Source organism: Halopseudomonas oceani (assembly GCF_963677335.1).
GTDB classification, from domain to species: Bacteria; Pseudomonadota; Gammaproteobacteria; order Pseudomonadales; family Pseudomonadaceae; genus Halopseudomonas; species Halopseudomonas oceani.
In genome coordinates, this window is record NZ_OY781932.1 from 3,123,226 (window position 1) to 3,136,747 (window position 13,522).

A 13,522-nucleotide genomic window follows, 5' to 3' on the forward strand; every position below is an offset into this window, starting at 1 on the left:
CACCATGCATGAACCGGGCAGCATCCTGCAGGTTGTAGTTGTGCTCCTGCTGGCCACTGTGATTGCCGTACCACTGGCCAAGCGGCTGCGACTCGGCGCGGTGATCGGCTATCTGGCCGCGGGCGTGGTCATCGGGCCCGGCGCACTTGACCTGATTGCCCACCCCGAAGGCATGAGCCATGTGTCTGAACTGGGTGTCGTGCTGCTGCTGTTCATCATCGGTCTTGAGCTGTCGCCCAAGCGGCTCTGGGTCATGCGCCGCGCAGTCTTTGGTACCGGGCTGGCACAGGTATTGATCTGTGCTAGCGTCATGGGACTACTGGCCTGGCTGGTGTTTGAACAGGCCTTCAAGACCGCACTGATTCTCGGCCTTGGCCTAGCTCTCTCCTCCACTGCCTTTGGCTTGCAGCTGCTGGCCGAACGCCGCGAGCTGAACACACCGCACGGTCGGCAGGCCTTTGCGGTTTTGCTGTTTCAGGATATTGCCGCTATTCCATTGATCGCGCTGATTCCCTTGCTGGGTGATCAGGCTAGCGGCGCAGGCGACGGCAGTGCCCTGCTGCAAACGGGCAAGGTGCTGGGCAGCATCGCAGTCATCGTCATCGGCGGCCGCTATCTGCTGCGCCCCCTGTTTCGAGTGGTAGCTCGCACCGGGCTACAGGAAGTATCGACCGCCACCGCGTTGCTAGTGGTGATCGGCACCGCCTGGCTGATGGAGCGGGTGGGCGTTTCCATGGCACTGGGAGCCTTTCTGGCTGGCCTGCTGTTGGCCGACTCGGAATACCGGCACGAGCTGGAATCGCAGATTGAGCCGTTCAAGGGCTTGCTGCTGGGCCTGTTTTTCATCACCGTCGGTATGCAGGCGGACCTCTCGTTGCTGGCCAGTAGCGGCGCCCAGGTGGCACTGCTGACCGGCATGATCATCGGTTTGAAGCTGCCGCTGATCTACCTTGTTGGCAGCCAGATTGCCCAGCTCGACAAGGGCAGTGCGCTGCGTCTTGGACTGATTCTAGCGGCTGGCGGCGAATTCGCCTTCGTGGTCTTTCAGCTCGCGGCCGAGCATCAACTGCTGAGCCCGCCCCTGCACGGTATGCTGGTGCTGGCAATCACTCTGTCGATGGCCGCAACACCGCTGCTGATTCTGGGCCTGTCATTGCTAATCAAGCCATCCGCCGCCCCTCGGAAACCGGTTCCCCCCGAGTATGAGCAGATCGAATCGAACAGCCCGCGGGTGGTGATCTCCGGCATGGGCCGCATGGGCCAGGTCATCGCCCGTATGATGCGCGCCCAGCGGGTACCCTACGTGGCGCTCGATACCTCGGTCGACAGCATCGACATGTCACGCAGTCTCAGCGCTGACATGCCGATCTTTTACGGCGACCCGCTGCGACCGGATATTCTCCGTGCCGCCCAGGTCGACAAGGCGCAGTTCTTTATCATCACCAGCAGCGATCCCGAGATTACGCTGCGCACGGCAGAGACCGTGCGTCGTCTCTACCCGAACATCACCATCATCGCCAGGGCCCGGAACCGCCAGCACGTGCATAGGCTGATCGACCTTGGCGTGCTGGCGGTGCGGGAAACCTTCCATTCCAGCCTGGAAATGAGCCGCCAGATTCTGACCGGCATGGGCCTCAGCCCTGAGCAGGCAGACTCGCGCATCGCCCGCTTCCGTCGCCATGATGAAAGCGTGCTGGCAGCTCAGCATAAAGTTTACGACGACGCCGCCGCGGTCATGCAAACCGCGCGGCAATCCCGCGCCGAGCTGGAAACCCTGTTCGATTCTGACCGTATTGAAGTCAACAGTGTGCAGGACGCTGTCGCACGCGGAGCAGAGGCTCCGTGACCGGCCGACAGTCCGGTCTGTTATCGGAACGCGATAGCCCCTAGAATGCGCGGCTAACTCAGGAGCAATTACATGGCCGACATCGGGCGATTCAACAAACTGCAGATCATCAAGCAGGCCAGCTTCGGGCTGTACCTGGACGGCGGTGAAGACGGCGAGATCCTGCTGCCCAACCGCTACGTACCGAAGGACCAGCCCACCGAGGTCGGCGACTGGCTGCGGGTGTTTGTCTACTTCGACAGCGAGGATCGCATCATTGCGACTACCGTCCGCCCGCGGGCACAGGTCGGCGAGTTCGCCAACCTCAAGGTGGTTGCCCGCAACCAGGTCGGCCTGTTCCTCGACTGGGGCCTGCCCAAGGATGTGTTGCTGCCCTTCGCCGAGCTGAAGAAGCCGCTGGAGGAAGGCCAGTACTGCGTCGCCTACCTGTACCTCGACAAGCACACCAGCCGCGTGCTGGCGACCACCCGGCTAGATCGCTACCTGGACAAAACCCCGGCCCGCTACAAGGTCGGCGACGCGGTCAACCTGTTGCTGGTCGAGCGCACGGATCTGGGCTACAAGGCCATTATCAACAGCGAACACTGGGGCTTACTGCACCGCAACGAAGCGTTCAGACCGGTCAAGCTGGGCCGCAAAGAGCAAGGCTACATTCGCGAGATTCGCCCGGACGGCAAGATCAACCTCAGCCTGCAACCGGTTGGTGGCCAGGCAGCAGACCTGCTCCAGCAACAGATTCTCGAACGCCTGCACGCCAATGACGGCCAGCTCGCGCTGAGCGACCGCAGCAGCCCTGAAGCCATCAGCGACGCTTTCAGCGTCAGCAAGAGCAACTTCAAGAAGGCCATTGGCGGCCTGCTGAAAAAGGGCCTGATTTTGATCCATCCTGACCGTATCGAACTGTCCAGGGGCGACGAAGACTGACCCGCGGATTCTGCCCTGCACACGCAGGGCAGATCACCTGCCCCGTCCCCATCAACAACCTCCCAGCCCTTGCTCTGATACCATCCAGCCCTTCCGCCCGATCTCAACACCCTACAAACGGTCATCATTCCTTCGTGGTCCTGTCACGTTGACTCGCTAGTCTCGCGTTCTCCGCGCACGACAGCCGCACGCCACTGACCATTCCCGATACAAGGATGAACTGATGACCAACTGGAAAACGCTATCAGCGGTGCTGCTCAGCAGCGCCATGCTCACCGCCTGCAAATCATCCAGCGACAACAACGAACCAGCAGTAACACCGCAACAAGAGCTCGCCGCGCGGCTAGCGGAGTTCCCGCAGGAGGGCGTTGAGCTGCCCTTCAGCGTACTGCGCGATGACCTGATCGACGGCAAGACCATGGCTCCGTTCGAGGTGCGTAACGGTGGCTACGGCTCCGCCATGACTGCGCACCCGAGCAACCTGGGTGAGTTTTACGCCATGACCGACCGCGGCCCCAACGCGGACTTTGTGGGTGGCGCCTACGGCTCTGGCAAGTCATTCCCGGTCGCCGATTACACACCGCGCATCGGTCACTTCCGTATCACCGCCAGCGGCGGTGTCGAGCAGTTGGCAACCATCCTGCTCAAACGCCCGGACGGCACCCTGATCACAGGCCTGCCCAACACCTCGGCGCTGGGCGGCACTGGTGAAACCCCCTACAACCCGGATGGCACGCCGATTGTGGTTGACCCCACGCAGCCCTACGATGCAACAACCAACCCGATCAAGCTGGACGATTATGGTCTGGATGGCGAAGGGCTGGTGGCACTGCGCGACGGCAGCTTCTGGGCCAGTGACGAATACGGCCCACATATGGTTCACTTCGATGCCGAAGGCCGCGAAATCGACCGTATCAACCCGTTTACGGCAGATACGCGCACCCGCATCAACCTGCCGGCAGAGTATGCCTATCGCCGCGCCAACCGCGGCATGGAAGGTCTTGCGATCACCCCGGACGAGAAAACCCTGGTCGGCCTGATGCAATCCACCATGGATCTGCCGACCAAGGCCGTGCGCGCGCAGACCATCACCCGCATTGTCACAGTGAATCTTGAGACCGGCGAGATCGGCCAGTATCTGTATCAGCAAGAGAAAGCCGCCAACTCCAACTCGGAAATGGTCGGCCTCAGCAATACCGACTTTCTGGTGCTCGAGCGCGATGGCAGTTTCCTCTACGGTGGACCTAAGGGTGCTGCCGGCGTCACCCCGAATGCGCAGAAACAGGTATACCGCATCGATCTGTCCACCGGCACCAACCTGGAAACTGTCACGCTGCAGGCCGGCATGGTGCAGGACCCGGATCTGGGGCTGACCATCAACGGCAAGACACTGGAGCAAGTCGTCCTCGATGGCGGCTGGGACGCCCTGGCCACTGTCGGTATCTACCCGGTAAACAAGACCCTGCTATTGGACATGGTTGTCGAAGCCAACTACCCGCACGACAAGATGGAAGGCCTGTGGCGCATTGATGAAGGTCACCTGGGTATTCTCAACGACGATGACTTTGCCACCTGGTCCACCGGCGGTGTGCTGGAGCAGAAGATGCTGGATGCAGCGACCATAGATGCAGGTCGTCTGTACATTCGTGAAGCGGATCTGTCGGTCGATTGAACCACGGATTTGATATGTACACAGGACAGCGGCCTGCCCGGCCGCCTGTCCTGGTGCAGCGCTAACGCATTCAAGCCGCCTGATGGAACGCCCGGTACTGCCCCGGCGTCAGCGCCGTGCGCAGCTTGAAGTGGCGCTGAAAATGCGCCTGATCGGCAAACCCAAGATCCAGCGCCAGATGGTTGAGGCTCACCGGTTCGGCCCGTAACCGCGCCCGCGCCTGCTTGATTCGTTCATCCAGCTGGAAGGCATGGGGTGCCTGCCCGTACAGACGCTTGAAACCGCGAATCAGTTGATAACGGTTAAGCTCCGCCGCCTCGGCCAGTTCATCAAGCTGCAGGTTGCAACCAAGACGATCCATGATCAGCTCCCTCGCCCGCAGCAGCCCGTCCTGGTGTAGGGTATTCGCGTTTTCCTGCGGGTAAGCAAACAGGGGCTGCAACAGCTCGATCAGTCGCCCTTCTGCCTCCAAAGCACCATCACTGCGCTGCAAGCTGGCAAATAATTCATCAAACTCGGCACGCGCGGTGGCGCTACAAACATCCGGAAAGCAGCGATAGTCAGCGCTGCCGCCGAACGCCTCGCGCTGCAGCGCGCCCAGCCAGTTGGCATCAACAAACAACATCCGATACGACCATTTGCCTGCCGCCGGATTACAGGAATGCACCTCACCCGGATTAACCGTCACCATACTGCCGACGCCAATGCGTTCAAGGCGTTGACGGTTACGATATGCCGTATGGCCATGGTCAATGACGCCGAAGGAAAACTCATCGTGGGTGTGCGCCTGATAACAGGCGCTGGAGCGGCTGGCCTGCCTTAGCTCAATCAGCGGCAGCGCCGGGCTGCGCTGGAGAAACTGCTCTTGCGACATGCACACCTCAAACCGGTTACGGCAACAGAATCAGCACCACACTAAGGATCAGCAGCAGTGCCATCAACAGATTGAATACTCGCATTGCCCGCGCACCCGGTAAACGCCCACCAAGCAGATGCCCTAACAGCGCCCAGCAGCCGACCCCGAACAGGCAGACAAACAGTGACAGGATACAGAAGATCGCCAGCGGCTGCGCCTGGTTGCTGACGAACATGCTCAGGCCCGACAACGAAAACAACCAAGCCTTGGGGTTTAGCCACTGCGCCAGCGCGCCAGCCCAAAAGCCCGGCACCGTGACATCTGCCATCCTCGGCAGCCCCGGTTCAGCACGGGCAATACGCCAGGCCAGATACAACAGGTACACCGCGCCGACCCAGGCCAGCCCCTGCAGCACCGCCGGGCTCTGCGCCAGACTGCCGAGCAAGCCAAGCCCCAACAGCAATACCATCAGCGCGTAGCCAAGCGACGCACCCAGCACATAAGGCATGGCGCGCAGCATGCCGGCGCGCGCCGCGCTGCTGACCGTCACCACACAAACCGGGCCCGGCGCAACGGAGCCCACCAGGGTAAAGGCCAACATCGATAACCACAGCGACAGCATCATGCACCCTCATTACGTCAATCGGGGCATGCTGCGGCAAATGGCCGGATGTGTATTGAAGGAAATTGCGCGCACAAAAAAGGCGCCTCACGGCGCCCTTTTTGCCAGGTCGGGCCAAGGCCCGACCGCCACATCACCTCAACTGTCCGGCCGCCCCTGATCAGGCTGACTGTAGTCGCATACGCCCTGCGGGAAGATGGCATTGAGCTGCGCCACCTCATCGGTATCAGGGACCCAGCTGCCATAAGTACCGTCAACCAACGCTGTACTGAGCGGCTTCAGCGCGCACTTGAAGACGCTGCCCTCAATCGGGCCACCGGCCTGCATGCGCGACGTCGTGTACGTCGGGAACTGCTGGGTGCAGGTCCCGGCCGGCTGCTCATTGATGATGCCATCCCAGACGCTGTCACCTTGGGCGATCAGACTGCCATCGGTATTGAAGCAGCTGTCAACGGCGGTTGCCGGTCGATTCTCACCGATACTCAGTTCCGGGTTCTCGCGGATGTTGGTCAGCCACTGATCCAGCACCTCCAGCGCCATCCAGGTCTGATCAAAGTTGCGCTGCGGGCGCGGACGGGAAGGGTCTGAAGTATCAGTCGGTCTAGTGTCGGTAAACCAGATCACCTGATTATCGGCATTCCCCATGCGATTGATGATGCGCTGACGCGAGGAGAAGGACTGATGGCTGTTATGCATATCCAGCACTTCCTCCAGGTAATGCCGCCAGTCGATCACCGGGATATTGAGCTGACCATCGAACACAATGCCCTGCTCATACGCAGCATTCATCGCCAGCGGGTCACCCTCGGTGCGCGGAGCCGGCGTCGTGCCATCAACGCTCAGGTTCATGTTGCGACTGCTCCACGGATCGAAGTTAGCCGCCGTATCGGGCGGCAGGAACGGAAAGCCCTCCTGCACCATCTCACTAGGCTGCTTCCAGCCACCGATCAGGGTATTGAGACGCAGGAATTCGGCAGGTGTGATCTGCCCCTTGCGCAGTGGCTCCAGGCCGTACTGCACACCAACGTTGTCGAACAGGGTGCGCGGCTCACCCTGCTCGTCAACGCCATAGACGTTGCGCAGGTCATCGAAGTGCGTCCAGTGCACATCAGCCATGATTTCCGGCGGCTGCATCTGATCCTGATAGGGAGCCTGGCCAAAGTGCGGATTCATGGTCAGCGGCGTCAGCCCGCGCCAGGCCGGGATGCATTCGGTCGAGCCAGGCGCACTGGCGAAGCCTAACTCTCTTTTCCGGTCATAGAGCGCATCTGGGTAGTCATCCGTCGCGTTCAGCCCCACCAGCAGGCTGCGGTTCTCCGTGGTCTGCCAGCGCGTGTTGGTACGGTCGGTCGCGTCCATGTAGTACTCGAGCAACTCGCAGTCACCCACGTGAATGGTCTGGGTCACCATATCCGGATAAGAGTACTGCGGCACCCCAGCGTCGATCAGGCCCGGATGATTCTGCGAGTAGACATATTGCTGGATCGCACCACCCGAGCCACCAATAGCGACCGTGTATTCGGGCACGCCGAAGCGTTTGACAAAGTGCTCCTTGGTCATCAGTGCGGTCTCACCGCCCACCTGCAGGTTGTAATGCGTATCGGCACGCGTGCCGGTCGAGTAAATCACCGCGTAACCCAGCCCCAGCACTTCCGGGGTTAGCGCATCATCACTCATCCGGCCCTGGCTGTGGCCGATACCAACACCACCTTCGAAGTGATACAGCAAGCGGCCATTCCACAGGTCGGTGCTGGCGGCATCATCGGCGTCGCTCCGATCAGCCAGGGTCGCAAAGCTGTAGATGAAACGGTTCAACGTGCCAACTTCACGGCGCACGACGAAGTCAACCGTACGGCCATCGGTAAGCGTGGTCGTTGCCATATCCGCCGGACGGCTGCGGTCCTCCGGCAACGGCGCGTAATCGCCTTCGGTGTTCATATACAGAAACTCAACCTTCGGCTCGATGGTGCAGTCGCGGCTATAACCAACCACTGTTTCGCCTTCATAGACCGGGTAACCACCTTCCTGGTTATCAACCAGCGGTTGAACTCCGACCTGCTGTACCACACTGCAGACGAAGGGGTATTGCTGCGGGCCGGAGAATACCGGACCGGTCTCGGGGTAAGCCGTCAGCGTCATACTGTAAAGCTCACCATGCTTGCTATGGTGCAGCTCCAGGCGGTTCTCACCCAACGTGAGACCTTCGACCAGAACTTCCAGTCGACCGTTACGCACAACCATCCGGCTGGGCTCGATCTCGGTGTCGTTTAGCCATAGCTCCAGGTTATCGAGCTCGGCATCAACCAGTGCAAGATCACCTTCGATAGTAATCAGAACATCGTCACCGGTGACCTGATCAACCGCGCTGGACAGCACGCCGAGCGACAGATCAGGGCGGCTTGTGTCATTGGAGTCAGAGCCGCCGCCGCTGCTCAAACAACCAGACAGGGCTAACGTCAATAAACTGAGTGAAAAGATGGGTGCAAGTGTACGCAGATGTGCCATGGATCATCCCTCTCCGACAATGGGCTTTTTGTTGTTGATATAGCGCGCCCCATCCTAGGGCAGCCCGGTTTGTCGAAAACAGGTACAGATCTGTCAATCCCACTGATACAGATGTTGCCGCTCACTGCAATTCAGCCGCCAGCCCCCCCAGCCGCCGGATCTTTTCTCGAACCTCAGGCGTCAGGGCGCTGCCGACGTTCAGGCGCATGAAGTCAACATGCCGCGGGCCGACCGAAAACACACTGCCAGGAAAGATATGAATGCCGTCATCGAGCGCCTGCTGGAACAATTTGCGCGAATCCCGGTGCTCGGGCAGCCTGACCCAGAGCACGCATCCGCCTTCCGGTGGGTGTACCCAGGTGCCCGGCGGAAAGGCATGTCGCACCAGTTCCAGCGCCTCGCCGACCTGCCGGTGAAGCGCTGCTCGGAGCTGGACCAGATGCTGGGCATATCCGCCGCTCTCCAGGAAGCGCGCCATGACCAGTTGCGGACCGGCAGCTGTGGTAATACTACTGATCTGCTTGAGTTCGCGCAGCCGGTCGTGAAAGCGACCGCCTGCGACCCAACCCAGTCGCAGGCCTGGCATCAGTGATTTGGAAAAGGAGTTGCAGTAGATCACCATCCCGCTGTGATCAAACGCCTTGGCCGGCGGCGTGTCGCCACCGTAGGCCGTGTCGCCCCAAATATCATTCTCGATCAGAGGCACCTGATATTGGCTGGACAGCTGCACAAGCCGCCGCTTGCGCTCAGTGGACATGACATATCCCAGCGGATTCTGCACATTGCAGGACACAATGCAGGCCTTGACCTGCCCGCGCCTGAAGGCCTGCTCCAGCGAGTAAAGGCAAATGCCGTCGCGGTAATGGGTCGGCACCTCAAGCGCCCTGCGCCCCAGCACTTCCAGAGCCAGCAGGCTGCCGTAATAGGTTGGCGACTCTACCGCGACCACGTCACCTGGCCGGGTCACGGCGCGCAGAGCCAGTTCAATCGCTTCCATGCAGCCGTTGGTGACCAGGATATCGTTGTCGGCGATTGCCACTTCGTGCCCCATACTCCGCAACGCCAACTGGCGGGTCAGTAACGGCAGGCCATTGGGGTGACTATAGTCCCATAGGGTTCGAGTGTGACGCCGGCTGGCATCGCGCCACAACCGCATGACTTTCTCCACCGGCATCAGACTGGCATCCGGCAAGGCAATCCCCAGGTGCTGTGCCTGTGACAGTGCATAGGGCTCCATGTAGTGGAGAATCTCGTCGCTGAGCGACACCTCGACCGGCAACACCGGGAAATGGCTCAGATTGGCGCTCAGGCCTATCGCGGGCAGTTGCTCACGGACATAGGCCCCGGAGCGTTCCCGCACTTCGATGTAGCCATCCATCTCCAACTTGTGCAGCGACTGAATGGTGGTATTGACGCTGACGCCGAAGGTCTTGCTCAGCACCCGCACCGATGGCAGGCGTTCGCCCGGCGCAAAGCCGCCCCGGCGGATGCGGGCAGCCAGCTGTTCGCACAGGGTTTCATACAGAAATAGCTCTTGAGCCATGGCATTCCTTGCCCCACAGCGGAGATAGCTGCGATCGCGTGTGTTCTTGTAAGTATGCGGCGAGTGTAACCACCCAGCTGCGCAGCTGCAAAGCAGACAGCCGATTGCAGCATAGCGCGCTTGACCTCAAGTTAACCTGAGGTTTTACAGTGCGCCGGTCTCCTCCACTGATGCTCTCCAAGGAATCTCCGCCATGCCGCAAACGCGCACCATGCCTCGCCTACAGGCGATCAATCCGATCGGTCTGTACGACCCCTCAGCCAATGGTTATTCACACCTGATGCTGGCACCAGCCAACGCGCGCTGGCTGTTCGTTGCTGGTCAAGGGGGCGAAGACGTCAATGGTACGTTGTCCGACGACTTTGCCGAGCAACTGCAGCAATGTCTGGACAACCTCCAGCGGGCACTGGCGGCCGGCGGTGCCCGTTTTGCGCAGATCGCCAAGCTGACAGTGCTGGTGGTTGACCACAGCGAAGCCAGATTGGCGTTGATCAGTGAAGCCCTGGCCAGTGCGGCGGGCGCTGATATGGCCCCGGCCTGCACCCTGATCCCGGTTCCGCGACTGGCACTGGACGGCATGCTGATCGAGATTGACGCCACCGCCTGCCTGCCGGCAAGCCAGGAGCAGGCCGCATGAGCACCAGGGTAAACGCCAGCGAAAACGGCTACCTCTCGACCGCAACGCTCTTGATGATGGCCACCGCCACCGGCCTGTGCGCAGGCGCCAACTACTTCAATCAGCCGCTGCTCTCCTCAATGGCCCATGCACTGAATATCAGTGAGGAGATGGCCGCTACAACCGTGACGCTATCCCAGGTAGCCTACGCCCTTGGGCTGCTGTTTCTGGTGCCGCTCGGCGACAAGCTGGAGCAACGCGCATTGGCCGTCGGCCTGATGTTATTGGCTGCCAGCGGGCTGGCGATCAGTGGCTGGGGTGGCAGCTTTTCGCTGTTGATTGTCGGCACGCTGATCACTGGCGTGTTCTCGGTTGCCGCGCAAACGCTGGTGCCGATGGCCGCCAATCTGTCTGACCCGCTGCGCAGCGGGCGCGCGGTCGGCCTGGTAATGAGCGGTCTGCTGGCCGGGATTCTGTTGGCGCGAACGGCTGCCGGTTTGCTGTCGGAGATCGGCGGCTGGGAGACGGTGTATCAGGTCAGCGCGGTGCTAATGGTGCTGCTGGCCGGCGCTTTGTTGCGGGTGCTGCCGCAGGCGCGCAATCCCGCCCCTCAGAGCTACGGCGCGACGATGCGCTCGCTGCTCAAGCTGGCAGCCGAACACCCACGCCTACGCACCCGCTCCGTACTCGGCGGCCTGGTCTTTGGTTCGGTCAGTGCCCTGTTCTCGACTATGGCGCTGCTGCTCTCCGCGCCGCCGTTCGGCCTGAGCGATAGTCAGATCGGCCTGATCGGGTTGATTGGCGTGGCGGGCGTTGTCACAGCGAGCCTGGCCGGGCGCTTGTCTGATCGCGGGCTAGGCCAACCTGTCACCCTGATTGCCATCGGCATATTGCTGCTTGGCTGGATAGGCCTGTATCTCGGCAGTGGTAGTCTGCTGACCTTTCTGCTCGCGCTGCTGGTACTCGATGTTGCCCTGCCCGCCGTGCATATCAGCAACCAGAGCGTGATTTACAAGCTGGCGCCGCAAGCGCGGGCGCGCGTCAATGCCGTGTATATGACCTGCTACTTTATCGGCGCGTCCAGCGGCTCGGCACTGGGCGTTAGTGCCTGGAGCCATGCCGGATGGGCCGGCACCTGCGCGGTCGGCGTCGGCTTCGGAGTAGTTGCACTGGCAGTGCTGGCATGGGACCAGAGCCTCAAGCGAGCAGACTCAGCGCAACAGACTGAACAGCAATGCCAGCCCCAACCCCAGTGAGGTGAGCTGCCAGAACAGCACCGGGTTGCGCTCCAGCAGGGGAGCGCGTCCCACAGCAAGCATGGCAGCGCTGGGCTGACGCAGTTCGAAGACCAATTCCGAGAGGTCGTCAAAACGCTTGTACGGGTCCAGGCTCAGGGCACGGCGTAACACCGGGTCAAGCCAGGCTGGCAGGCTGCGCTGGGGCCCCAGCACCGAGCGGTAACGCAGCCGATGCTGCGCGGCGCGGCTTTGCGCACGAGCCAGTTCAGCACCATAGGGCAGTCCACCGCAAAGCAGTTGATAGGCAATGACAGCCAGTGAAAACTGGTCGGAGCGCACACTACCCTGCTCGCCCAGAAAATACTCCGGCGCGCTGTATTGGGCGGTGCCGAGACGCTCACACGGGTGCTGCACACCAGCCTCCAGCAGACCGGCAACCCGCACCGCGCCAAAGTCGATCAGCCGCACACAGCCATTGGGGTCGATCATCACATTCGCCGGACGCAGATCCTGATGCAGCATCTCTAGCCGGTGAAAGGCGCGCAGCCCGCGGGCAATCTGCTCGACAATGTCGCGCACCCGCTCCAGCGGTGGTTGCGGATTGTCGCGCATCCACTGGGCCAAGGTCTGGCCTTCGATGTATTCGCACAGGCAATAGAGGCAGGTGCGCGGTCGGCCCGCCAACGCCGCCTTCATCACATGGGGACTGTCGATGCGCCGGGCAATCCATTCCTCGGTCAGCAGCCGCTCCAGCTGGGCGCGATCATGCTGCTGCTCGACCGACGGCGCCTTGAGTACTAGTTGGGTACCGCTGACCTGCTCCTGCACCAGATAGACATGACTGCGGGCGCTGACGTGCAACTGACGGATCACCCGCAGGCCATCGATCACCTTGCCCGGTTCCAGCACCAGTGGCAGCGGCAGATCGGCAAACTGGCGGTGCAGTTCCGCCGCCTGCCCATTAGGCAAGCTGTCGATACGCAGCAATTGCACAGTCAGGTTATCGTCGCTGCCGTTGGCCAGCGCTTCGGCTACCAGCGCATCGGCGGCCTGCTGCAGGTCACCGTTACAGGCCTCGACCAACTCACTTACCCGCGCCGGGTCGATGAACTCGTAGACCCCGTCAGTCGCCATGAGCAACACTTCATCCGGCTCCAGCGCCAGTGTCTGATAGTCGATATCCACCCCGTCACTGATACCCAGCGCCCGGGTCAGCTGACTCTGCTCGCCGAGCCAGACGCGGTGATCGACCGTGAGCTGTTCGAGGCTGCGCCGGTGAACCCGATAGATGCGTGCGTCGCCGACATGAAACAGGTGCGCGGTGGTCGACTTGATTACCAGCGCGCTGAAAGTGCAGACATAGCCGCGGTCCCGGTCGTAGCGATACTGGCTACGCCTGCCTTGCGCATGCAGCCATGAATTGAGCGCACTGATCACCCGCTCGCCGGCCTGCTTTACCGACCAGGGGTCTGCGGTGCAATAGTAATCCTGCACAAATCCATTGACCGCGGCCTGCGCGGCTTCCTGGCTGACCGCACTGGAGCTGATCCCGTCGGCCAGCGCCAGCACTGCGCCCTTGGCGGCCAATTGCGGCCCGTCAGGAATCCGCGCTGCACAATGATCCTGATTGATCGCCTTGCGGCCGGCGCGGGAGCACTGCCCCAGCGTCAACCGCAACGTTGTCACCACCGGGCCAGCAC

General features: G+C 61.4%; 10 protein-coding genes. 5 read left to right on the forward strand and 5 right to left on the reverse strand.

The annotated features are described in order from the left end of the window. Window positions 1-4 precede the first annotated feature (4 nt). The 3 genes from ACKPCU_RS14625 to ACKPCU_RS14635 all read left to right on the forward strand — a co-directional run bounded on the left by ACKPCU_RS14625 (window position 5) and on the right by ACKPCU_RS14635 (window position 4,442). Window positions 5-1,846 carry a monovalent cation:proton antiporter-2 (CPA2) family protein gene (locus ACKPCU_RS14625; RefSeq protein ID WP_321347784.1) on the forward strand — a complete coding sequence of 614 codons (1,842 nt, stop codon included), beginning with the start codon at window positions 5-7 and terminating at the stop codon, window positions 1,844-1,846. A 72-nt stretch (window positions 1,847-1,918) separates the two neighbouring features. After that, entirely contained in the window at window positions 1,919-2,770 is an 852-nt protein-coding gene (locus tag ACKPCU_RS14630; protein ID WP_321347786.1) for a CvfB family protein, read from the forward strand. 223 nt (window positions 2,771-2,993) lie between these two features. Next, window positions 2,994-4,442: an esterase-like activity of phytase family protein gene (locus ACKPCU_RS14635; protein WP_321347788.1), complete on the forward strand. Its 1,449-nt coding sequence runs from the start codon at window positions 2,994-2,996 to the stop codon at window positions 4,440-4,442. 70 nt (window positions 4,443-4,512) lie between these two features. Here ACKPCU_RS14635 and ACKPCU_RS14640 read toward each other — a convergent pair whose 3' ends face one another. The 4 genes from ACKPCU_RS14640 to ACKPCU_RS14655 form a co-directional block, all read right to left on the reverse strand. Further along, a complete protein-coding gene (locus ACKPCU_RS14640) occupies window positions 4,513-5,316 on the reverse strand; it encodes a helix-turn-helix transcriptional regulator (RefSeq protein WP_321347790.1) in 804 nt (267 codons plus the stop codon). Between the two features lie 16 nt (window positions 5,317-5,332). Continuing rightward, the gene (locus ACKPCU_RS14645; protein ID WP_104737729.1) at window positions 5,333-5,923 is read right to left on the reverse strand and encodes a LysE family translocator; all 591 of its coding nucleotides are present in this window, start codon (window positions 5,921-5,923) and stop codon (window positions 5,333-5,335) included. A gap of 135 nt (window positions 5,924-6,058) precedes the next feature. Beyond that, window positions 6,059-8,425, reverse strand: a complete 2,367-nt coding sequence (locus ACKPCU_RS14650) for a DUF6351 family protein (protein ID WP_321347793.1) — start codon at window positions 8,423-8,425, stop codon at window positions 6,059-6,061. Window positions 8,426-8,546: 121 nt separating this feature from the next. Then, window positions 8,547-9,968, reverse strand: a complete 1,422-nt coding sequence (locus tag ACKPCU_RS14655; RefSeq protein ID WP_321347796.1) for an aminotransferase-like domain-containing protein — start codon at window positions 9,966-9,968, stop codon at window positions 8,547-8,549. Window positions 9,969-10,161: 193 nt separating this feature from the next. Here ACKPCU_RS14655 and ACKPCU_RS14660 point away from each other — a divergent pair, with 193 nt between their 5' ends. Next, on the forward strand, window positions 10,162-10,605 hold the full coding sequence (locus ACKPCU_RS14660; RefSeq protein WP_321347798.1) for a RidA family protein: 444 nt from the start codon (window positions 10,162-10,164) through the stop codon (window positions 10,603-10,605). After that, window positions 10,602-11,840 (forward strand): MFS transporter, encoded by a 1,239-nt coding sequence (locus tag ACKPCU_RS14665; RefSeq protein ID WP_321347800.1) that lies wholly within the window; start codon window positions 10,602-10,604, stop codon window positions 11,838-11,840. The genes ACKPCU_RS14660 and ACKPCU_RS14665 overlap by 4 nt, the downstream gene beginning before the upstream one ends. Here ACKPCU_RS14665 and ACKPCU_RS14670 read toward each other — a convergent pair. Further along, window positions 11,796-13,511: a bifunctional protein-serine/threonine kinase/phosphatase gene (locus tag ACKPCU_RS14670; protein WP_321347802.1), complete on the reverse strand. Its 1,716-nt coding sequence runs from the start codon at window positions 13,509-13,511 to the stop codon at window positions 11,796-11,798. The genes ACKPCU_RS14665 and ACKPCU_RS14670 overlap by 45 nt on opposite strands. Window positions 13,512-13,522: the final 11 nt, after the last annotated feature.

Coding starts and splice junctions, on each gene's coding strand:
- ACKPCU_RS14625 (WP_321347784.1), top strand. CDS start 5: ATGCATGAACCGGGCAGCATCCTGCAGGTTGTAGTTGTGCTCCTGCTG.
- ACKPCU_RS14640 (WP_321347790.1), bottom strand. CDS start 5,316: ATGTCGCAAGAGCAGTTTCTCCAGCGCAGCCCGGCGCTGCCGCTGATT.
- ACKPCU_RS14665 (WP_321347800.1), top strand. CDS start 10,602: ATGAGCACCAGGGTAAACGCCAGCGAAAACGGCTACCTCTCGACCGCA.
- ACKPCU_RS14630 (WP_321347786.1), top strand. CDS start 1,919: ATGGCCGACATCGGGCGATTCAACAAACTGCAGATCATCAAGCAGGCC.
- ACKPCU_RS14635 (WP_321347788.1), top strand. CDS start 2,994: ATGACCAACTGGAAAACGCTATCAGCGGTGCTGCTCAGCAGCGCCATG.
- ACKPCU_RS14660 (WP_321347798.1), top strand. CDS start 10,162: ATGCCGCAAACGCGCACCATGCCTCGCCTACAGGCGATCAATCCGATC.
- ACKPCU_RS14650 (WP_321347793.1), bottom strand. CDS start 8,425: ATGGCACATCTGCGTACACTTGCACCCATCTTTTCACTCAGTTTATTG.
- ACKPCU_RS14655 (WP_321347796.1), bottom strand. CDS start 9,968: ATGGCTCAAGAGCTATTTCTGTATGAAACCCTGTGCGAACAGCTGGCT.
- ACKPCU_RS14645 (WP_104737729.1), bottom strand. CDS start 5,923: ATGATGCTGTCGCTGTGGTTATCGATGTTGGCCTTTACCCTGGTGGGC.